The sequence below is a fragment of the Mesorhizobium sp. M6A.T.Ce.TU.016.01.1.1 genome, from assembly GCF_003997065.1.
Classification (GTDB): domain Bacteria; phylum Pseudomonadota; class Alphaproteobacteria; order Rhizobiales; family Rhizobiaceae; genus Mesorhizobium; species Mesorhizobium mediterraneum.
This window is the reverse complement of record NZ_RZTJ01000018.1, coordinates 40,796-62,416: the sequence shown is the minus strand read 5'-3', so window position 1 is coordinate 62,416 and position 21,621 is coordinate 40,796. Positions and strand designations below refer to the sequence as shown.

Sequence of the window (21,621 nt, the reverse complement as noted above, 5' to 3'; positions counted from 1 at the left end):
TGGCTCAGCCGACGCGGGTGGCGACGGCAGCATTTGCGTGACTGAAGTTGAGCAAGGAGACCGCGTCGGTGGCAGCCCTTGCAATGCGCTCGATGATGGCTGCGCCGACGATTTCGCCATCGACGAAATCGTCGGGCGCGCCGTAGACGCCCGTAGGGACGGTGACAGCGCCAAAAAAGCCGAACAATGGCCGGAGCTGATGTTCGAGGACCAGGCCATGGTATGGGCTCCCGCCGGTCGCGGCGAGAAGCACGGTCTTGCCCGTCAACGCGCGATAATCGACCAGGTCGAACAGGTGCTTGAGGGCGCCAGTGTAGGAAGCCCTATAGACAGGCGTTCCGACCACGAGCAAATCGGCCTTCTCGACACGCTGGATAATCGCTTCTCCAGATGCGCCAAGTGCGCCGCGGGATAGTCCGGCGAAAAGTGAGGGTGCCGCCTCCGTGATCTCGATCAGACCGGTGTCTGCAGGCACGCGCAACGCGACCGCCTTGACCAGCGCATTGACCACCGCCGTGGTGCGGGACGGGTTGCTTACGCCGCCCGATATTCCGAGAACCGATAATCGTGCCAAGTCATCAATCTCCCACACTTTGCATGCGCGCTAGGCCGCACCAAACCAGATCAAACGATATTCTATTAAATCTGTAGAGCTAAGGTACTTTGTTCTGATGTTTTGACGTCAATGGGAAAAACGGCGCTGTTACCCACATGGCAAAGGGGTGGAATCTTTAACGATCGGCTAAAACCCACAGTTACGACAATCAAGCTGCCGGTACCCATCGCGGTCCGTCTCTCATAAATTCACTGCAGATATCGTGGAGCTTGAGACTTTAATCGCAGATCCAAAGTGACGCCGCAGAGGCAGCTCGACCGCAGATGAGACCAAAGAAGTGACTTCGCGCCAAGCCAGAGAGCACCTGAGCACAGTAATAACTGACTGACGTACACGTCTCCTTCGCCTACCGTTTTCCAAGGACGCCAAGCTCGCAACTTGAGGCGCTTGCTACCGAAGGGTGTCGCTTCATTGTTTGATTAGACCCGCTTCTCTTTATGCGTACCGAAGATCCCGACGTTCGGCGGAGATTTGAACAGCATCACGCGCCGGCGGTCGGCTGCTGCGCGGCAGCGAGCAGCTAATCCTCGATCTCGACGTCGGCGTTGTAGTGATGGGAGGAAAAGCCGGGCACTATGGCGCCCTCCAGCAGCTTCCCCTTCGACAGAAGTCCAGCATCCTCGAGCGCCTCGAAATCCGGCAGGTCGCGCAGCGTGTCGAGCCCGAACTCCACCAGGAACTCTTTTGTCGTCACGTCGGTGTAGGGCGCGCCTGGGGTCGGGCTGCGTGGACCGGAGGCGATGAGCTTCGCACCACGCAGATGGCCGACCAGGTCGCGGCTGATCTCCTTGCCGAAGAATGGCGATAGCTCTCCACGGGTGATCGGTTGGAAATAGGCGATGCACATCAACACCAGCACGTCCGACTGGGTCAGGTCTACACCACGCACGCTGTCTCCGACGGCCTTGCCAAATGCACTGCGGATGGCGTCGGCATAGGCCGGGCGGGTCAGGTGTTTCCAGCCGCCGGCGACGGAGACCAAATCATAGGGGCCGGCCGCGCAACTCTTCGCGGATATCGTCGATTAGCAGATCGATGCTGCAGTTCTTGCCGACGATCCGCGCCAGCGTCGCACGGCCAACGGGCTCGCTGGCTGCAAAGATCGTCGCCTCGACGCGCTGCATCCATTCGCGCCACCGCGCCTCCGGCGGCAGATGATCCAGCTCCCGATCAAACAGCTGGTCAGCTGATCGACGGTCGTAACCCGACCAAACCCACCACTAACGTGTATGCAGCGTCCTGCGCACATATTTTACTTACGGGTAGTGGCGCGGCGTCGGAGGCCGACTGCTAGGAAGCGGTCTAACGGCACAGTATCAATCGGTCCTGAGTCTCGGCAAAATAGGAACCGACTGATGCTGAAACACGATGGTCTGTAAGAGGCACCAAGTGGGGATAAATGTCGACTTGGCCCGGTGCAGAAGCATCGGCGGAATGACGTGGATGCGTAAAGCCAGTCGGCAAGATGCCGACGCGGCCGAAGGTGAACTTGAAGGATCTAAATGTCTGAGCAGGATCGGACCGCCAGTATCAAAGCGGCGATCAGACAACGCGCCTATTTGCCACCATAGCCTCCAATTCGTCAACGAGACCGGAGGCGGCCATTTCATCTTTCATGGCACCGCCCAAGCGTCGGGCCGCATCCCGGGCGCGACCAAAACAAGGGCACGAATTGCGACTCTGGCAATGGCCTGTCTACCTGCAACCCCCGACTTCGGCGCCTTGCGACCGGTAATCAGGAGAATCGAAAAAACAGCCAATACGGCAAACAGGGCGGACGACCGCCCATGGGTTAGTTCCATCAGAAACCCGACTAGTCCTCCTTCGCCGGGGTCGGGACCGAGATGGGCGGCACACATCCCGAAGACAGCCAGGCCCCGAGCGAGGTCGATGCCGACCAGCCGATCTACCACCGACCCATGGCTCGCGCCGGCCATCGGGGAGTTCTCGGCTGGCGGTGCCTGTGCTATGCTGGGCTCCTTCCTTGGTTATGTCGATCGCGGGGTCCGCGACAGGAGAGCCGGTCGGCTGCTGCCGTCGTCTCACCCTCAAGGGTGCAAATCTCGTTCCAATCTGACGGATCGAGCCGGCGACAGAAGTTTATGCTTGCTGTTCAGCTCTTTAGCCGACGGCAAACAACACATCGGCTTACCAAGCCTGTGGCGCGGACCTGACAAACCCCACACAGCGTGTCGCGGGGCCGCCATCTTGAGGCAATGGCGGTGAACCGGCGAGATGCCAATCAGCGTGAGCGTACCTGGTATGTGGCCTGCATACGGGTGCGAGATATTCTGATTGTCCCACACACCCTCAGGCGTCAAAAGACTCCTGGTTCAGCTCTATCGATCTGCGTCAGTATGAAATTCCCGAGCTGGAGCTTCGTCCTTTGCGCGTCGGGAAACGCAGCCGCTGGCCTCCCGGCCGAACGAGCAGTCTTCCGACATGTTTGCCGCCGAACAGCGGTGCATTGAGGAAAGTGCCCCACCGGTCGTCTGGCGCCGGCCCAGTTGGCACGACGCTGATCGGCTGGGCGACCCTCTCGATGGGGTCGTGACCTCAGAGAGCCACGTTGAGCATCCGGAGGTGGTCGGTGCCGGAGCGCGTCGGGGCGTCATCCTTCAGAAGCTGATGGAGGAGCTTGTCACGGGCGAGCTCGCGGGAGAGACTGGACGCAAGCGCGTCCCGCGCGCGCGAACTGCTCGATCAACTGATCTCAGACGACGACGATTCTCGGCCAGATTCCAAAGAGAGGCCGCGGCGGCGCTTCGCGGGCTCGCGTTACCACAGATCGCAGAACTGTGATCTCGCCTTGTGCCCGAGATCGCAATCTGAGCTCGCGACGAAGCATATCGCCGGACGGGCCGATGCCTTCGCGATCATCAAAGGACGGGTCGACGCCGCGATCAATTGGAAATCGGACGTGAATCCCACGCCTACGTCCGCGAGGCGCATGTGCAGCAATTGCGCGATTACCTTTCTGCGACGGGCGCCGAACGCGGAGCGAGCGGCGAGGTCACCTGGATCCAACGGCGGACGCATTGGGCGCTCGCGATCACTAGTATCCTCAGGATCGATTGCAGCGCTTCCGAAGTGAGTACCGCCAATTAAAAGTCGGTTGCCTTTTTCCACCGCCGCCTCACACATCGTGTTGGAGCTGAAGAGCTACCTGCAAATCCTCGCAGCGGGCGCGGCCACATCCCTGATTTTACAAATTAACACGTCTTGATTTTTAGAAAATGCCACGTGCGATGATGGCGCCGCCAAAAAACAATGTCACGCGAGATGATCATGCCTGAGGTAAATGGTCCGCCAAAGTTTGGAACGGTATACCGGTTGAATGATGGATACACCAGGCCGGATAAGGGCTTCGGGTTCCGGACGACGAAACTAATCGACGGATACGCGCTGCGCTTGAGGGAAGCTGCATGCGCGTTACGGTTATCACCATCCAGGGATGCCGGACATGATCTTGAATAGTGACATTGCAGGCCAAAGAGCGGCCGAGGAGCTAGCAGAGGGCCTGAAATCGCAGGGCAAGCAGCAATACGAAGACAGGTCGAGGGAACGCGAACGAGATATGTCTCGTTAGGTCGCACGTTGCAGCAAGGGTGCCGTCGGAAGGCAATCCGCCGTGTCCTGAACGAGGTAACCTGCACTTTTCGAGAATTGCCACGGCGGTACCCTATTTTCGGCTGTGAAGCACACGAGACCCGCGACGTGAGACCCAGTTGCTCAATGCCCAGTTGCTCAATGAGCTTTCTTACGAATAAGGGAGAATTTCCGCGGCCGGACTCTCTCTGAGTGGGCGTGCATGACTGCCAACGGAAGGTCTTGCACGCACCCTTGCGATCTTGAGCAATGGTCGCCATGACTTTCTTCTTGCAGGCTTTTGAGTGGCCCAGCCTGCGATCACCAGACCCCACCGACTCTAAAGAGCGTGGCAGACGGGATAGTCGAGGTTGCCCGGGCACAACCACGCTCAAGGCTTGCGCCGCCCAGAGGACACGCTGAAAAGGCAGCATGGGGGCGCGAGCTCGCCATTCACGAGAGATTCGACATGAAGACCATGCAAGAAAAAGACATTCCCGCATTCGTGCAAGCAGTTGCGGACGCCGGCTGCAACATTTGCGCGATTGGCAACTTGGGATACGTCTTTGGCGATGCTGATTTGACGCCGGCGCAACGGAGGGCCGTCGAGCCACAGCTGCGTAGGATTGCTGAAATCTACGGCGAACGCGATCATCTCATGGACGAGATAGCTGTATATCTGCGGTCGATCGGACGCCATGTCGAGGTTGAGCCGAAGACAGGTGTTTCCTGATGGCCGCGATCGCGTTCCGTAGTCGCCATTTCTATTGGTAACGAGAAGCCGTCTTCCAACATCTGAATCATAAGGGAGGTGACCCGCAAGGCCGCTCTCGAGACCGCAAGTCTGAGCCGCTGACGCATGGCGATAACCAGACTGTCCGAACTGGGCGGCGATATTCTTCGCGTCGATGCCTTCCTCGACCAGGTCGCGGTAGGCGGCGATCTCATCTACCGCATGCATAGCCAAGCCAGGGAAGTTTTCGGCAGGGGAATTCAGACTGGAGGGCACGGCCGATCCGGCCGCCGACGACCCCGCAGGGATTGCCATGTACGGCAACGCCAACAGCAGGCGGATCAATACTCGGATAATGGCGGCCGGATATGTAGCGATCGATCGCCGCATGCAATAGCTTAGTTGCTTTCAAAGGCGGTCGTACGAACTGCAAGCAAGCTAAACGATTGCGTCAACTCGTCCACGCAGAGCGAAAACTCCGCGGCCCATGCGATTTCTCTGCTGGAACAGCGGCACATCCTCAGCGCCAGGACACGGCCGCCGCCGTCGGGTTTTACGAAGCCGGTGATTGCATAAGTTGCCCGCAAGATATCATTGGTATCGGGAACGCCGCCGATGCTGCATCCTGAATCGAGCGGCCGCCCGCACCTGCCAGCCCGACGACCAGATCATTATCTGCAACTCCATCTACCTGGACGAGGTGCAAATCACCTCGCTGAAGCCGCGAATCGTCACCTTGGACCAGGATAACCACATCCGTGACCGCCTGAGCTACTCGGTGGATCTCGACGCACATGGCCGATACAGTTTCTCCATCCTTCACGAAGCGAAAGAGGCTTTGGCCATTCCAGCCCTGGTCTCCGGGGCGTGACTTGTCCCCGATGCATGCGCGAGCTCTCCGCCCGGTTTTGACAGGCCGCCGGTCATCGCCACCGGCCGAAGGCGCCCGAATGCGCTTGACAAGATAGCGTCGGCCCGTCCAACCTGACGCATTCACCAGGGGAGTCCCGGCAAGGGGCTGAGATACTGCTTGCTTTCGCGGCGCAGTGACCCGTTGAACCTGATCCAGTTCATACTGGCGTAGGGACGGTGCAAGCGCTTTGCGGGAGTTTATGCCCGAGGTCCTGTTTCGGCAGGTCGACAGAAGCGTCTTTTCATCCTTCCGGCACAGAACTGGGTCTCCAATGCATGAGCAAAGGAGCCTCACGATGAATGCCCTCACCCCCGCCGTGTCGACGGGACCACTGCCCGCCTCGCGGAAAATCCACAAGCCCGGCCTCCTCCACCCCCAGATCAGGGTGCCGATGCGCGAAATCTCTGTTCATCCGACTGCCGGCGAGCCACCCGTCACCGTCTACGATCCGTCCGGCCCCTATACAGACCCGACTGTCGAAACCAGCATGGAAAGGGGCCTTGCCCGGCTTCGCCACGAATGGATCACGGCTCGCGGCGATGTCGAGGCCTATGACGGCCGCCATGTCCGGCCGGAAGACAATGGATTCGTCACGGGCGAGCGCCTGACGCCGGAATTCCCCATTCGCAACCGGCCTCTCAGGGCCAAGGCCGGCAAGGCGGTGACTCAGCTTGCCTATGCGCGCGCCGGCATCATTACGCCTGAAATGGAGTCCGTGGCTATCCGCGAGAACCTTGGACGCGAGATCGTGCGCGGCAAGCTTGAGCGCGACGGTGAGAGCTTCGGCGCGGCGATCCCGGACTTCGTCACGCCGGAATTCGTGCGCGACGAGGTGGCGCGCGGGCGGGCGATCATTCCCGCCAACATCAATCATCCAGAGAGCGAACCGATGATCATCGGGCGAAATTTCCTGGTCAAGATCAACGCCAACATCGGTAACTCCGCTGTCACATCGTCAATGGCCGAAGAGGTCGAAAAAATGGTCTGGGCGATCCGCTGGGGCGCCGACACGGTGATGGACCTGTCGACCGGCCGCAATATCCGCAACATCCGCGAATGGATCGTGCGCAATTCGCCGGTGCCGATCGGCACGGTGCCGCTCTACCAGGCTCTCGAAAAGGTCAACGGCATTGCCGAGGACCTGACTTGGGAGGTCTACCGCGACACGCTGATCGAGCAGGCCGAACAGGGTGTCGACTATTTCACCATCCACGCCGGCGTGCGGCTGCACTACATCCCGCTGACCGTAGACCGGGTCACGGGCATCGTCTCGCGCGGCGGATCGATCATGGCCAAATGGTGCCTGCACCATCACCGGGAGAGCTTCCTCTACGAGCATTTCGCGGAAATCTGCGACATCTGCCGCGCCTATGATGTGTCCTTTTCACTCGGCGACGGGCTTCGTCCAGGCTCGATCGCCGACGCCAATGACGCAGCGCAATTCGCCGAATTGGAAACGCTCGGCGAGCTGACGCAGGTCGCCTGGGCGAAGGACTGCCAGGTGATGATCGAAGGCCCGGGCCACGTGCCGATGCACAAGATCAAGGAGAACATGGACAAGCAGCTCGCCGTCTGCGGAGAGGCGCCGTTCTATACGCTTGGACCGCTGACGACCGATATCGCGCCTGGCTATGACCACATCACCTCAGGGATCGGCGCCGCCATGATAGGCTGGTTCGGCACCGCAATGCTTTGCTACGTCACGCCGAAGGAGCATCTCGGCCTTCCCGACCGCAACGACGTCAAGGTAGGCGTCATCACCTACAAGATAGCCGCCCATGCGGCCGATCTGGCGAAGGGGCATCCGGCGGCGAAAGTCAGGGACAATGCCCTTTCCCGCGCGCGCTTCGAGTTCCGCTGGGAGGACCAGTTCAACCTGTCGCTCGACCCCGAAACAGCACGCTCCTTCCACGACCAGACCTTGCCCAAGGAAGCGCACAAAGTGGCGCATTTCTGCTCGATGTGCGGGCCGAAATTCTGCTCCATGCGCATCTCCCACGACATCCGTGCCGAGGCCCAGAAAGAGGGCATGGCGGCCATGGCGGCAAAATATCGCGAAGGTGGCGATCTCTACATGCCAGCGGACGAGGCCGGCGTACCGCTCATGCCAGAGGCGCCGGAACCGTCATGAGGGTGCTGGTCAAAGGGGCAGGCGTTGCCGGCCTTGCCGCGGCCTTCGAACTCGCCATCCGAGGCGCGACGGTCACAGTCGCCGAGATCCGGCACGGCATCGGCGGCAATGCATCGTGGTTCGCCGGCGGCATGCTGGCGCCGTGGTGCGAAAGCGCCGAGCAGCCGGTGCTCGATCTCGGACGCGATGCCGCCGACTGGTGGGATGCGGCGACGCCAGGCCAGGTCACACGGGCCGGCACGCTGCTCGTGGCCGCACCGCGCGATGCGGGCGAACTCGACCGGTTCGCCAGCCGCACCTCGGGTCATCGGCGTGTCGATGAGGATGAAATCGTGTTGCTCGAGCCCGACCTCGCCGGCCGCTTCCGCCGCGGACTGCTCTTCCCCGACGAAGCCCATCTCGACCCGCGTCAGGCGATGGCAGCACTTCATGATGGGCTGGCGGCGATGGGCGTCGAGTTCCACTTCGGCGCCGACGCTTCGGCTGGTGCCGGTTTCGATCGCCAGATCGAATGCACGGGAATGGCCGCGGGCGATGGCCGACTGCGCGGCGTTCGCGGCGAGATGCTGATCCTGAATACGCCTGATGTCTCGCTGTCGCGCCCAGTCAGGCTGCTTCATCCGCGCTTTCCGCTCTACGTGGTGCCACGCACCGACCACCGTTTCATGATCGGCGCGACGATGATTGAAAGCCAGTCCGTCGGACCGGTCACGGCGCGATCGATGATGGAGCTGCTGGGTGCCGCCTACGCCCTCCATCCGGCCTTTGGCGAGGCCGAGATCGCTGAAACCGGTGTCGGCGTCCGTCCAGCCTTTCCCGACAACCTGCCGCGCGTAGAAACGAACGGCGAGATCATAGCCATCAACGGGCTCTATCGTCACGGCTTTCTCCTCGCCCCAGCCATGGCGCGCCAGGCTGCCGACCTGGTTTTCAATCAAGACGGAACCAAGGAGCTTGCTCATGAAATTGATGGTCAACGGCGAAGCGCATGAGGTGGCCGCCACCACGCTGGCCGAACTGCTTGCCGCGCTCGACTATGAGGGCGATTGGCTGGCGACGGCCGTCAACAGCGACCTGGTGCACCAAGCCAACCGGGCGGAGTTCCAGTTGAGCGACGGCGACCGGATCGAAATCCTCTCACCCATGCAGGGAGGCTAGCATGTTCGATCTTCTTGGAACGGCGCTTTCCTCGCGGCTGCTTCTCGGCACGGCTCAATATCCTTCGCCGGCCATCCTTGCCGATGCGGTTAGCGCATCGGGCACGTCGGTGGTGACTGTCTCGTTGCGCCGCGAGATGGCGGGCGGCAGGGCCGGCGAAGAATTCTGGTCGCTGATCCGCTCGCTTGGCACGAGAGTCCTTCCCAACACGGCAGGCTGCCACTCCGTCAAGGAAGCGGTCACCACAGCGAAAATGGCGCGCGAAGTGTTCGGGACGAGCTGGATCAAGCTCGAAGTGATCGGCAACCACGACACACTGCAGCCTGACGTGCTCGGCCTGGTCGAAGCCGCCCGCATCCTGTCCGAGGACGGCTTTTCGGTATTTCCCTATACCACCGACGATCTTGTCGTCGCCGAGCGGCTGCTGGAAGCGGGCTGCAAGGTCCTGATGCCGTGGTGCGCACCGATCGGTTCCGCCATCGGGCCGATCAACATCATGGCGCTACGCTCGATGCGCAGACATTTCCCCGACGTTCCCATGATCGTGGATGCCGGGCTCGGACGGCCGTCGCACGCGGCGACCGTCATGGAACTCGGCTTTGACGCCGTGCTCCTGAACACGGCGGTCGCCAAGGCGGCCGATCCGGTCGGCATGGCGCGTGCTTTCGGCAAGGCGGTCGAAGCCGGCCGCGAAGCCTTTTGCTCGGGAATGCTCGAACCGCGCGAGGTCGCGATGCCGTCAACGCCGACGATCGGCAGGGCGGTTTTTTCATGAAGCTCGATCCCTTCTATCTGATCGTCGATAGTGCAGCCTGGATCGAGCGGCTGGTGCCGCTCGGCGTCAAGCTGGTGCAGCTTCGCATCAAGACCATGGACGAAACCGGGCTGCGCGCGGAGATCCGCAAGTCGAAGGCCTTGTGTGTCCAATACAAAAGCCAGCTCATCGTCAACGATCATTGGCGCCTGGCAATTGAGGAGGGCTGCGATTTCGTGCATCTCGGCCAGGAGGATCTGCAAACCGCCGACCTCTCGAGGATACGGTCAGCCGGTGTCAGGCTCGGGTTGAGCACGCATGATCATGTCGAGCTGGAAACGGCCATGTTTGCTGAGCCCGACTATGTCGCGCTCGGTCCGATCTATCCCACCGTCTTGAAGAAGATGAAGTGGGCGCCACAAGGGCTAGAGCGGATCAGCGAGTGGAACCGGCGAGTGACGCCGATCCCATTGGTCGCCATCGGCGGCCTCAACCCCGACCGCCTCGACGGCGTCTTTGAGGCCGGAGCCAACAGCGCGGCAGTGGTCACCGACATCACGTTGAGCTCCGACCCCGAAGCGCGCACGCGAGAATGGATCGAAAAGACGGACCGATGGCGATGAGACAAGAACCGCATGTGCTTGTCGTTGGCGGATCAGATTCCAGCGGGGGTGCTGGAATAGCACGCGACATCGAGACGATCTCTGCCATTGGCGTGCGCACCTGTCTGGCCGTCACAGCGCTAACGGTGCAAACGCACGACGCCGTGATCGAAATCCATCATTCGCCACCCAGCCTGGTGGCCAATCAGATGTGCGGCGCGCTGCAGGCCAACGACGTGGCCACGATCAAGATCGGCATGCTGGGGACTGCCAAGATCATTGTTGCCGTTGCCGCAGTGCTGCGCAAATTTCCGCATGTCCCCGCAGTACTCGACCCTTTGCTGGCCTCCACCTCAGGCCGCGCACTTCTGGAAGCAGGCGCTATCGCTGCCATGAAGCGCGATCTGATGCCGCTTTGCGGCATTGTCACGCCCAACCTCCCTGAACTGGCGCTCCTTATTGGTTCCGAACTGGCATCGGATGAGGACGGAGCGCTCCAACAAGGAAAAAGACTGCTGGCCGCCGGCGCTCAAGCCCTGCTGATCAAAGGTGGGCATGCGTCGGGACCTCAATCGACCGATATTCTGTTGCGTTTCGATCAACCACCAACCCGCTTCGACACACCGCGCCTTGCCGCATCAATGCGCGGAACAGGTTGCATGCTGGCCAGCGCGATTGCGGCGCATCTGGCGAAGGCGAAGCCGCTCGAAGACAGTGTGCGCGACGGCAAGCTGTTTGTGTTCGAGAAGCTTCAGAAATGCCGGCTGAATAACCACAACGTTCTGCGTCCAGCCAAGCAGACCCATTTTCCAGAATTTTTCCCGTAGCGAGACTAGAGAAGGGGCTACTGCTTCTCCATGCCGTCCTTACAACGCTGTGTTCCACACTGCCAATTATACGACTTTCGAGGCACAGACCATGAACATGGGATGAGGGTATTTGACTAAACTCCCCACCTGAAGACTAGCAGGGTCCTTCGAGTGACTGACGACCCCATAGCGCTACCCAGACTACCCTGAAACCGCGGCAACATTGGCTGCGGTTGATCGAATGCCAATCGCAACCGCTCCGATTCGGGGCGACTGTGTTCGCGGGCAGCAAGGATCTGGGCTCTTGTCTGCTTGAGCTGCTCTAAGCCGAGGACCAAAGCGCCCTGCAGCCGCTTGCGGTCACCGAGAATGTCTTGGTCAATCTGTGCGATGTCGCGTGGATCGATTGCTCGCGACGGGTCAAACACAAACGCGCTTCCACCGACCTTCGCCAATTCAACAACTTCTGCGACGTTTTGGGCCCAAACAAGGGGGCTGTTCTCCCGCCCGCATAGAATGCCGACTTGGCGGGGTTCGCGCGCGATACTGGCTTTCGTGGCGGCGAGAATATCTACGTTGCCACCGTCCTGCGCTGAGTAGCCACGGCGCAACACTGGCTTCCAGTGGATCGGCAACTGCGTCGAGCGGTGTAGCCACCGCGGCAATTCGACCGGTGAACCGCTGGTGGAGTCCAGCCAGCGCATGGGCGGGCGGTCAGCGAGCCCCCAGATCCGATGGCAAGAAGGGAGGAAAGGCCGGCCGTGCGCACGGCTTTGCGAAGCGGGGCAATATCGACTGCGGCCGACCAAGCAAAGGTCTCAGCGAGTTTTTCCATTTCCGCGGCATAAGGCTTTGCCATCTTGGTTTCCCGGCTCGTCAAGAGCCTCTAGTATTCCATTTTGCCTGCGGATTCGGCGATTATACCGTTGACAAACCAGAACATAGAAGGTACAAACTTCCTACAACCTAGGAACCTTCCGCCATGTCCGTCCTGTCCCGCCCTCACTTCCGCGACGAAGCCGCAGCTTTCGAACACGTCGAGGGTATGCTTTGGCCGCATGGTCCGGTCTGCCATCACTGCGGCTCGATGGGGAAGCATTACAAGCTGGTCGGCGTTCGTTCGAAGCCTTCGAAGAAGAACCCGAACGGTGTAGAGCGTCATGGCCTGTACAAGTGCCGCGACTGCCATGGACAGTTCACTGTCCGCATGGGCACTGTCTTGGAAGATAGCCACCTGCCGCTCACGACATGGCTACAGGCTATCCATCTAATGTGCTCGTCCAAGAAGGGTATTAGCGCTCATCAGCTGCACCGCACTTTGGAAATCGGCTACAAGGCGGCTTGGTTTCTGGCGCACCGCATTCGCGAGGCTATGCGCTCGGATGACTTCACGCCTATGGGCGGCGCTGGCAAGTTCGTTGAGGTTGACGAAACCTACATTGGCCGTCTAGTCGGTGTTCCGAAGCAGACAAGCGGCGCGGCACACAAGAACACGTGCTTACCCTTGTGGAGCGCGGCGGCATCGCCCGCTCGTTCCATATCGACAGCGCTTCAGTTGCCCGCGTCCTGCCGATCGTCAACGCAAATATCCACAAGGAAAGCGTTTTCATGTCGGACGAGGCCCGCGTTTACGACAACATCGGCCCTGAGTTCGCGGCGCATGGCAAGATCAATCACGGTCGCGAGGAATACGTTCGCGGCGTGATCCATACCAATACCGTGGAAGGCTACTATTCGATCTTCAAGCGCCGCATGAAGGGCGTTTACCCAGCATTGCGCCGAACACCATCTGCACCGCTATTTGGCCGAGTTCGAATTCCGTTATTCGAACCGTTCGGCCATGGGCATCGAGGATAATGTTCGCTCGCTCATTGCCTTGAAGGGTGCCAAAGGCAAGCGCCTCACGTATCGACAAGCTTATTGACGCCAAGAAGGATCACTACCGCAAACCGGTGCAGTTGAAGTTCCCTCTTTGGAAGGGAGAACCGTTTCGGAAACGGAATAAACGTTGATTCTTAAGGAAGATTCGCTTATATTAGGGTGACCTTGCGGGTCCGAAGTCTCACCAGTTTGGTGTGCCAGCCTCGTCTGGACGGCTAACCGCCTAGGCCCGCAGGCCTACCTTTGAGCTCCCAAATTACGAAGTGTTTGGATGGTCGTGGCGAACTGCGAAGCAGATCACTAACGGGGCATTCCAGCTTGAATCTCTGCGCTACAATGTCCTTCGGCGAGCCTGCTGTGTAACCCTTGCGCTTGTTCCAATGAGCGCCAAGGCAGCCAATCAACAGGTCGGCGAGCTGCATCGGCAGGCTGCGCTTTACCTCCAAGTTTTTGACCACCACATAGGGAACGAAAATGCGCCCGAACTTCAACGCAAAGGCCTTGTTGTTCAGCATCTCGCGAAGGTTCGCGATTGGATAGGGCGAGTCGCGGTTACCATGAAAGCACCGAACTTTGGTGCAGCCGGAGTACCGTTTATGGACAGCGAAAAGGCTCTGGAAAAGCATCTTGTCGAAGCTGACTTTCCGGTCCCCATCGTTGTAGGTGAAGTGGTCGAACTTATGCATGTCCACGACAAGGCCGTGAAAATCCACAAGGTGCTCGCGGTTCAGTTCAAAAAACTCGTTAATCAGATCTTCGAAAACGTGTCGGTTGTGTTTTGTGATACACTTCCATTCGAGGCGCCCGTGGAACGGCATTCGCTCCTGGTATCGAGCGAGAATCGAAAAATGAATCGGGAAGGAACGCCGTCCCGCACGTAATGCCGCCAATAGTCATATACCGGGCAGTGAGATCGGTTTCATCGGTGAAGCACGAATAGCCACCAAGCCCAACCCCCGCCAAGGAGTCGCTATGCAACACAAGAACTCTGAAAAGTCCGAAGCGAAGGACAGACAGTATCAGAAATTTGTAGAGAAGGCGCGCGAACTGGAAACCGACGAGTCCGAGGAAAACTTTGACCGCGTGTTGAAGAAGGTGGTGAAGTCGCCTCTTCCTAAGGATAGCGACAAGAAAGCTACCAAGTAGCGGCTACCCTTTTCGCCGAGCGCTCTTTCGTGGCGGTCTATCTTGCTGAGGAATCAGGAGGGGGTCATCCAATGCCATCGCCTGTTGTGCGTCCTGCGCTCTCCCGCCCGATATTGGATACTTGAAAGAGGGTTGCGCGCGGATTTGTTCCGGCGTCACAGGTGGCGGCACGCGACGAGCAGATAGGCGCCGGGCGGCAGCGGCGGCCGAGATGATATCATGCACGGGCGGCAAATCGGGTTTTTGTCCCGCAAATAATTGTTCAATCGTGCGAATTTGGACGCGAGGTCTAAGCTTGTTGAAGGCTTCTACAGAACCTGCTTCCCTTGCAGCTTTCATCATAGCCGAAGTGGGCTCATTCAGCGTGATAAAGACGCCCAGTTCTGCATCCTGACTGTGCATCGTGCCGATTAGGTCGCGAATGTGGTCTGCATGAATGTTCCTACCGCCCTTCACTGAGACGATCGCCGGAAGAATCGTCTTGCCGTCATGCTGGTAGTAGATGAGGCCATCAACACCCTTGTCCGCGCCCTTTTTCCCGCCTTCTCTCGGCTGGCCATCAACCATTGTTAAGGCCCATAGCTGGAAATCGTGGGGATCTTCCTCGAATAGGCGATGTGCGCCATCCACGTCCCTTGGAATGCCCTCGACCTCGTAATGAATTTTGTTTTGAACTTTCATCTTGCGGAGTCGGCGCTCCACAACGTCGATTGCCAGCACGGTTACGTCGATCCCAATCCATTTCCGGCCAAGCCGTTGAGCGGCCTCAATTGCCGTTCCGCAGCCACAGAATGGGTCAAGAACTACATCCCCTGGATTTGTACTCAGCCTGATTATGCGCTCCAGAAGTGGCAGCGGCTTTTGAGTTGGATATCCGAGCCTTTCCGCTGCCTGTGAGTTTATGGGAGGAATGTCAGTCCAAACATCGTCCAGTGGCATTCCGCGCTGCTTGTCCAGAAAGCGCTTGAAGCTAGGTACCCGACCGGACGAATTTTGGACGATAAGACCGGCTTCGTAGGCCGCTTGCATTCTCTCTCGCGTCCACCGCCAAACGCGCGTCACGCCGAGAAATTCATAGGTCAGGTTTGGCCGATTTGAGTTTGGATTGATAAGATTGTCTAAGCGGTAGCGACGCCCTTGATCGTCGACGTACCGATATTTTGTTTTGATCGTCTCGGGGAGATTGTCGGGATCATAGGGGGCAAACCCCTCATCCGCGTTCCATGCGCTGTCACCGCCAGAATAAAGCAAGATCGAATCATGATTCGTCGGCAATCGGCGCGTCATCAGGGACTTACCTGTGGACCTCCGCCAGATGATTTCGTTTTGAAATCCGCCTTCGCTAAAAATCTGATCAAGGATGATTTTTAGATAGTGGCTAGCGCTGGAGTCACAGTGCAGAAAAATACTACCGGTTGGCTTCAAGACACGCTTCATTGCCAACAGCCTAGCGGTCATCATGGTGAGATACGCCATGAGATCGCTTTTCTGCATGAAGTTATTCAGAGCCGTGAGAATGCCATATGCCGGAGATTGGCTATTTCGAACCAAGGCAAATGCATAGTCGGCGGCTGGCCCCCATTGCCAAGAGTCCTCAAAAGCTTGGTACTGAGCCCCTCCGTCTTTGCCACTTGGGGACTTGTATAGAATGTTATAGGTAGCCTGCGAGTTGAACGGCGGATCAAGATAAATTAGATCGACGCTTTCGCGTTCAATCTTCGGCAGCCAATCGAGATTGTCACCAAAATACAGCTTATTCATCGCCGTAGCTCCTCGCCGCGCCGGCTAGAGTGGATGAATATGGTTAAGGAAGATTTCGACTAGCCGGTTAACGCTTCATTTACTTATGAAGGCCGGAAAATACTGGAATTGATACGAAGTGGCCGCCATTCCCCTAGGCTGGGGTAGCGCGGCTTAGCCATTTTCACAGCCTATCCCGTCGTGATCGCGGTCGAGATTATAGATATCTGCACCGACGACATTGACCGGTCCGCTCACATAAGCTGGGCCATTGCCGGACCCGGATGAGCAATCAACATCGCTGGCTATGGGGACGCAACTGCCTGTGTAGTTTGGATCGCAGGCTTGCTGGGCATGGGCGCAACTAATGAGCAATGCAACGCCAAGAGCGACAACGCATTGACGACGAATGGCCATGCCCGCCCCGCTCAAAGACCAAGAAGACTTTAGAGGCCCCGGTCAATTCTCGCAAGGCGCGGAAAATATTGCACTGCACTTTACACCGAATTGCATCATAAGCCTGCATTACTGACCAATTTCTAAAAATAATGGAAAGGAATAAATCCAGAACAGACTCTTCGGCTTCTTTTCTGATAAATGTCGTGGCGTTAGAAAACCATCGATTCGGAGAAAGCCAATGTCAAAAGTTTCAGCCTTCCACTCAAAACTTTCCGGTACTAGCGTGCACCACGACAACAATCAGTGCACGGAAGGGAATAACATCGAAACGAAGAACCGAGTTTCCGGCACCGGCGGCTTGCCGAAGTGCGATCATTGCAAACGCTTGTCGTGATCAGGACTGGGCCTTTTTGGCGAAGACCATCTCCCAGAGAGGCCCAGTTAACTCCCATCATCAACGGTCCAGATACGCCGCAGCGACAGCACCGGCAGGCCATGAGCCGCCGCCACGGCAAAGTTCCTGAAGCCTTCCGTTTTACCGCCGAAAAAGCGAATAGTAGGCTTGGGAATACGTGACCGCTCCCGCCCTCGCAGGATTCCGAGGTCTCAATCCCTTCCCCGCGCAAGACATGCACGTACGGAGCAATCCCCGCGTCCATAGGCATGGCCATGCGAGCTTCGTAGACTATGGGTGTCTTGGTCCATCCGCTCCAACGCGGACGATTGAACGCGGTTCCTTGGTGCGGGTTGAGTTGCCGGCCTGTCAAGGACCATATTTCTATCTCCCTTGGTTTGTCAACGATATAATCCCCTTTACAAGAACATATCACGAACATACTCGGCAGCGTTCCGCTAATGCGCCATAGCAGGTCCTGTCTGAAAAGCGCAGCATCGTCAACAAGCGGCGATTTGCCTTTTCGCCTCCAGATGCCAAATGAGGTATGTCGGCAATTCGAGTCACCAATCAGCCAAGCCAAAAGCCGAGAATGGCCTCATTGATGCCAGCTGGGCGATTATCCGTCCTGGGAAGTCTCTACCGGCTTCCTCTTAATTATGGTTGCTACACTCCAAGTGACCCGTGTCGCAATGGCGACCAGGCAGCTAGTCCTGTCGGCGGCGCCGCCAGCAAGGTGACATTAGTTACCTTCTCTTTTTCCGGCGCTTGTCCCTCCCGCGGATTGCTTTTTCGCGCTGAGATCTTGGCTGTGGCTCACGACGCGCTTTCAAACGCTGCGCCATTTTCTCGATTTCAGTCTCAGCAAGCGCAATCGCGCCGGCAGAAAGGAAGTGGCCGGTTATCCATCCGTTGATGTAGTCTTTGACGGGCTGGGCGCTTCCTCTTTTGATGAACGCTAGCGTTAGCGCCCACCCGTTGGCGCGATGCCTGATCATGCGTTCGAGCAGAATGCTGGTAGCCTGCTGGGATCTCAGATCGTAGTGCCCAAGCCCACTCCAAAGCTTGTTGAGAAATTCAATGGATACTTTGAGATGGGACCTCATGTCGGCGTTCGCCGTACCCATGAAATTCGATAAGGCGCGGAAGTTTGCGAGATCGTCGGTCTGGTCCTGTCGAAGAGATGTGAGCATCACGTCGGCTTCCAAGGAAAGATGCCCATGGCGACGCCACGCCAGCTTCACGACGAGATCGACGTACCGGGATTGATCGATCGTTCCGACGTCTTGGGCAAACGAAAAAACGGTCTGTAGCCAAACACCCCTGGTCGAGCACGCCGCTTCACCGTACTGGCGGAAATGCATGTCCTCCGAAACGAGCACATGCTCCGTTCCCGCCAAATTGGCGGCGTCGAGCACATGACTACCGAAGGATTGGTGGATCATCGCCGCCAGTTCGGACGGATTGTCGGCGACAATAACGGGGCGGACCTCGCAGGCCGCCTCGATCCTAGAAAGCTGCTCTTGGATATAGGCACGCCGTGCAGCGGCGTCCTCGGCGGTGTGCTCCTGTTTGATGTATTCGCCGTTATGCCAAGCGACGGTCATCGAGCGTTCGGCCGTGAGATCCTGCTCGTCTCTCAGCGTTCGCAGCTCATCAATGACGGATTGCGCAACGATGACCGATCCGAATATCGATTTCAGAACATCGAAGGCATCCATCGTGGAGACGGTCCAGGCGGTGTAGGTATCGAGGACGGCGCCAGAACTTCTATGCCGCTCGATGATCTGGCGAGCGGCGACGCGCTCGGCGTCCGTGCCGACGCAGGTTCGGATGTCGAAATCGAGGGAGCGAACGTACTCGACAAACCGGATGGTATCGCCGCCGCGTTTGGAGACGACCAGGCTGAGCGGGCAATTGTTCCGCAGGTAGAGATCGGCGAGCTTGCGATTGCTCTCAGACACGCGCCTCACCTGATCCAGCGCAGGCTGAATATCCCCCTCTTCCATTGTGATTTTGTAGAAGCCCTCCGCGTCGGGGAACCTTTTTTCGAAGTTCTCCATCACGTCGTGAAGAGCATGCAGATATTTGTGCTTGATCTCGGCGACCCGCCATTTGCGAACTTCGCCGAAGACCGCCGGCATTTCGAATTCATCTCCGACGCTCAAGCCCAGAGCAGCGGCCGCGGTCGCATGTGTCGGGCTTAAAACACCCTCCGCAGGCCGGTCCTCCCCCTCTTCGATGAGAAAGGCGTGCACCTCACGACGATCGCTCTCCAGACGGACCCAGGTATCGACGGCCACGGTTTCCGCAGACGGAATAAACCCGTCCTCCGGTTCCATCATGATCAGGCCGAAATAGCGGAGAGCCGCCTCGTGATCGTTCCTGGCGGATTGAAGAACGGCGTAGGCGTATTCGAGCGCCTTGGCTCCCTCCCCCACTTTGCGCATAACCTGTGCCAAAGACATCTTCTGGCCAGGCGTCCCCACCACCTCATCGAGATCAATTCCCTCGATGACCGCCTTCACCTCGGCGCCTCGGTCGAGACGATGCAGGACCGAGAACAGCGCCAGGTAGGTGTCGAGCTCCGGTTGCGTCGCGATGGCTTTCCTCAGCGCCGCTTCCGCCTCGGGAAGCGCACCGCGGTTGAAATGCAGCAGGCCCTCGGCATGGAGGAAGAATGGAAGCCCCCGCACCTCCGCAGGAAGGCGCTCGAAGAAGGACAGCGCTCGTTGCCGGATGGGGCTGTCGTTGACAAAGGCGCGAGCCAGCACCCGCAACTCGTTGTTGTCGTGATCTTCCGCGACGTGGCCATCCAACAAATCCGCAACGATCGAAGAATCGCCACGGCGAGCTGCATGATGCGCGACCATCAGCCTGTCTGCAGCGTGACTTCCAATCGCGATATGACCTAGGGCGGCTTTGAAGGCGCGGTCTGCGATTTCTTCGAAACCTTCCCGGCGGGCAAAATCGGCGACAACGACGCTTGCGCGCGGGTTGCTGGCCGCTTCCACCGCGACAGCGGAAATCTCCCGCCGACGCGCTTCCTCCTCACTGCCGCCGATCTTGACCGCTGCCAGCTTGTCGGTCGTCGAAATGATCGGCGCTTCCACCGGCGGGATCAAAGAGGCATCTTCCTCAACGAGACGTGCGACCTCGCCCCAATCGGCCCGGGATGCGTGGAAGCGGAACTTCAGGACGGTCGCATCGGAGTTCCGAGGCAGTTTGGCGAGGAGCTCGTGCGCCAAGGCCTCATCATCGGCGTCTAGAGCGACAACGGCCGCTCGGGTGATGATTTCGACATCATCGGGCGCAAGCGAAAGACCCTGGCGCGCGACCTCGAGCGCCTTGGGCAGATCGCCGAGCGCATGCAGTCCAACCAGGACATTGCCACACAGCGCGGCATCCTCAGGCCGTAAGGCGCCCTCCGTCACCCGCTCGCGATCCCATTGCGATACCAGCGTTGCCGTAGCGGCTTCCAGTCTGGCCCGCTCCGCAGGCGACAAAACACGCGTGCGCTGAAAGCCCTCACTCGTCAGAATCTGGTCGAGCTCGGCCTCCGCCGCAAACTGGACCGCGTGGGGTTCGGACGGGTGTGCTTCGAGTACCTCTTTGGCGACGGGCCACCACTCGCCCGGCTGTCCACGGCGCCGGATAAAATCCACCCGACCGATTTGCACAGCCGCAGTGTGATGAAGCTGTTCGGGAATGATGCTGAGCGGATCGCTGACGGAAGAATCGAACCGGGCGGCCTGCACCAGATAGCCCGCAAGGCCGTCGTTTCCCGGGTCCGCGTCAAGCTTCGCTCCGCCAAAGGCGAGAAGTTCCCGCCATTCTCCTCGCAACAGCAGCCCAAAAGCCTTGTTGGCGACGGCTTTCGGTTCGTCCGGCGCATGGTCATAGGACGACAGCAGCATCGCTGAGGCTTCGTCGTCCTTACCGAGCGCAAGCAGGCAATGGCCAATATTCGCCTTGACGCGAAAGAGGATGCGGCCAGAGGCCGTGCTCCGGACACGCTCGAGCAGCTTTTCCAGAAGCGGTAACGCCGTCAGCGTCTTTCCGCTGTTGTTGAGCTCCCGGTACTCGTCGATCTCCGCGTCGAGATGCGCCTCGAACCCGCTCAAAGCCACCGTTGCGTCACCTGGCGGAACAGCCAGCCGCGCGCTCACCTCCGTGAGCATCGCTTCCATGCGAGAGAAACCCGCACCCATTTCGGCACGGGTCTCGGTCTGGGCGATGGTGATCTGGCGGGTTTCGTCGAGAATATGCTCGCTGAACGGGCCGTAGGTCGGATCGAATGCCTTGCGGGCCCCCGCGTCCTCGCTGATTTTTTCCTCTAGGGTGTTCCATCCCCAGACGAACACGCGGAGCTTACGTCCCGTTTTCGCCAGCTCGGCCGTGATCCCGCGTGCAAGCTCCTGCATCGCGACGTCGTCCGGCGCAGTGGTCGTGACGTAGTATTCCTTGAGAGGCGGCTTGAAGGTCAGGGCCTTTCGGACTTCCTCCCGAACCTCATCCTCGGTGAGGAAATGCCCTTCGCTCTTCAGCTTGCATTGAATGCCAACGTGCCAATCCGCGTCATCGTCACGGATCCCGAAAAGGTCGACGCCGTTCTGCCGTTGGCCGCGCCGACCATTCCGCTGCATCGACCGATCATTGAGCAAGCCTCGCCACAGCACGACAGAGGCGCGCTCGAAGGCTTGCTCGTCGGCAGGCTTTGGAATCTGGGTGGCGGCGAGAAGCGACATAAAAAGCGG

12 protein-coding genes, 3 pseudogenes and 1 riboswitch are annotated in these 21,621 nt (G+C 59.0%); of the genes and pseudogenes, 11 read left to right on the top strand and 4 right to left on the bottom strand.

The window, feature by feature from the left end; translation table 11 throughout:
- Positions 1-4: 4 nt before the first annotated feature.
- Positions 5-574 (bottom strand): FMN reductase, encoded by a 570-nt coding sequence (msuE, locus tag EOC94_RS25810; protein WP_127294293.1) that lies wholly within the window; start codon positions 572-574, stop codon positions 5-7.
- A gap of 562 nt (positions 575-1,136) precedes the next feature.
- Positions 1,137-1,740 (bottom strand): annotated as a pseudogene (locus EOC94_RS25805) (SMC-Scp complex subunit ScpB).
- 2,933 nt (positions 1,741-4,673) lie between these two features.
- On the opposite strand from EOC94_RS25805, the gene EOC94_RS25795 reads away from it, so the two are divergent.
- From EOC94_RS25795 to EOC94_RS25740, 11 genes and pseudogenes are all read left to right on the top strand, one after another.
- On the top strand, positions 4,674-4,937 hold the full coding sequence (locus EOC94_RS25795; RefSeq protein ID WP_095487001.1) for a hypothetical protein: 264 nt from the start codon (positions 4,674-4,676) through the stop codon (positions 4,935-4,937).
- 613 nt (positions 4,938-5,550) lie between these two features.
- Positions 5,551-5,808: pseudogene (locus tag EOC94_RS25790) on the top strand (aspartate 1-decarboxylase); the annotation flags it as partial.
- A gap of 117 nt (positions 5,809-5,925) precedes the next feature.
- A riboswitch (TPP riboswitch) is annotated at positions 5,926-6,042 on the top strand.
- 103 nt (positions 6,043-6,145) lie between these two features.
- Positions 6,146-7,981, top strand: coding sequence for a phosphomethylpyrimidine synthase ThiC (gene thiC, locus EOC94_RS25785; RefSeq protein WP_095486997.1), 1,836 nt, complete (start codon positions 6,146-6,148; stop codon positions 7,979-7,981).
- Positions 7,978-8,973 (top strand): glycine oxidase ThiO, encoded by a 996-nt coding sequence (gene thiO, locus EOC94_RS25780; RefSeq protein WP_127294291.1) that lies wholly within the window; start codon positions 7,978-7,980, stop codon positions 8,971-8,973. Before thiC ends, thiO begins: the two co-directional genes overlap by 4 nt.
- Positions 8,942-9,139, top strand: a complete 198-nt coding sequence (gene thiS / locus EOC94_RS25775) for a sulfur carrier protein ThiS (RefSeq protein WP_127294289.1) — start codon at positions 8,942-8,944, stop codon at positions 9,137-9,139. The genes thiO and thiS overlap by 32 nt, the downstream gene beginning before the upstream one ends.
- 1 nt (position 9,140) lies before the next feature.
- A complete protein-coding gene (locus tag EOC94_RS25770) occupies positions 9,141-9,914 on the top strand; it encodes a thiazole synthase (RefSeq protein ID WP_127294287.1) in 774 nt (257 codons plus the stop codon).
- Positions 9,911-10,516, top strand: coding sequence for a thiamine phosphate synthase (locus EOC94_RS25765; RefSeq protein ID WP_127294285.1), 606 nt, complete (start codon positions 9,911-9,913; stop codon positions 10,514-10,516). Before EOC94_RS25770 ends, EOC94_RS25765 begins: the two co-directional genes overlap by 4 nt.
- Positions 10,507-11,322: a hydroxymethylpyrimidine/phosphomethylpyrimidine kinase gene (locus EOC94_RS25760; protein WP_127294283.1), complete on the top strand. Its 816-nt coding sequence runs from the start codon at positions 10,507-10,509 to the stop codon at positions 11,320-11,322. The genes EOC94_RS25765 and EOC94_RS25760 overlap by 10 nt, the downstream gene beginning before the upstream one ends.
- A gap of 964 nt (positions 11,323-12,286) precedes the next feature.
- Positions 12,287-13,228 (top strand): annotated as a pseudogene (locus tag EOC94_RS25750) (IS1595 family transposase).
- Positions 13,229-13,565: 337 nt separating this feature from the next.
- On the top strand, positions 13,566-14,066 hold the full coding sequence (locus EOC94_RS25745; RefSeq protein WP_127294281.1) for a hypothetical protein: 501 nt from the start codon (positions 13,566-13,568) through the stop codon (positions 14,064-14,066).
- A 91-nt stretch (positions 14,067-14,157) separates the two neighbouring features.
- On the top strand, positions 14,158-14,331 hold the full coding sequence (locus EOC94_RS25740; RefSeq protein WP_127294279.1) for a DNA-binding protein: 174 nt from the start codon (positions 14,158-14,160) through the stop codon (positions 14,329-14,331).
- A gap of 3 nt (positions 14,332-14,334) precedes the next feature.
- Here EOC94_RS25740 and EOC94_RS35140 read toward each other — a convergent pair whose 3' ends face one another.
- Positions 14,335-16,092 (bottom strand): DNA methyltransferase, encoded by a 1,758-nt coding sequence (locus tag EOC94_RS35140; protein WP_127294277.1) that lies wholly within the window; start codon positions 16,090-16,092, stop codon positions 14,335-14,337.
- A gap of 1,518 nt (positions 16,093-17,610) precedes the next feature.
- On the bottom strand, positions 17,611-21,612 hold the full coding sequence (locus tag EOC94_RS25725) for a GreA/GreB family elongation factor (protein WP_127294273.1): 4,002 nt from the start codon (positions 21,610-21,612) through the stop codon (positions 17,611-17,613).
- Positions 21,613-21,621 lie beyond the last annotated feature (9 nt).

Excerpts from the sequence above, each read along its gene's own strand:
- EOC94_RS25795 (WP_095487001.1), top strand. The coding sequence starts at position 4,674 with ATGAAGACCATGCAAGAAAAAGACATTCCCGCATTCGTGCAAGCAGTT.
- thiC (WP_095486997.1), top strand. The coding sequence starts at position 6,146 with ATGAATGCCCTCACCCCCGCCGTGTCGACGGGACCACTGCCCGCCTCG.
- thiO (WP_127294291.1), top strand. The coding sequence starts at position 7,978 with ATGAGGGTGCTGGTCAAAGGGGCAGGCGTTGCCGGCCTTGCCGCGGCC.
- thiS (WP_127294289.1), top strand. The coding sequence starts at position 8,942 with ATGAAATTGATGGTCAACGGCGAAGCGCATGAGGTGGCCGCCACCACG.
- EOC94_RS25770 (WP_127294287.1), top strand. The coding sequence starts at position 9,141 with ATGTTCGATCTTCTTGGAACGGCGCTTTCCTCGCGGCTGCTTCTCGGC.
- EOC94_RS25765 (WP_127294285.1), top strand. The coding sequence starts at position 9,911 with ATGAAGCTCGATCCCTTCTATCTGATCGTCGATAGTGCAGCCTGGATC.
- EOC94_RS25760 (WP_127294283.1), top strand. The coding sequence starts at position 10,507 with ATGGCGATGAGACAAGAACCGCATGTGCTTGTCGTTGGCGGATCAGAT.
- EOC94_RS25745 (WP_127294281.1), top strand. The coding sequence starts at position 13,566 with ATGAGCGCCAAGGCAGCCAATCAACAGGTCGGCGAGCTGCATCGGCAG.
- EOC94_RS25740 (WP_127294279.1), top strand. The coding sequence starts at position 14,158 with ATGCAACACAAGAACTCTGAAAAGTCCGAAGCGAAGGACAGACAGTAT.
- EOC94_RS35140 (WP_127294277.1), bottom strand. The coding sequence starts at position 16,092 with ATGAATAAGCTGTATTTTGGTGACAATCTCGATTGGCTGCCGAAGATT.
- EOC94_RS25725 (WP_127294273.1), bottom strand. The coding sequence starts at position 21,612 with ATGTCGCTTCTCGCCGCCACCCAGATTCCAAAGCCTGCCGACGAGCAA.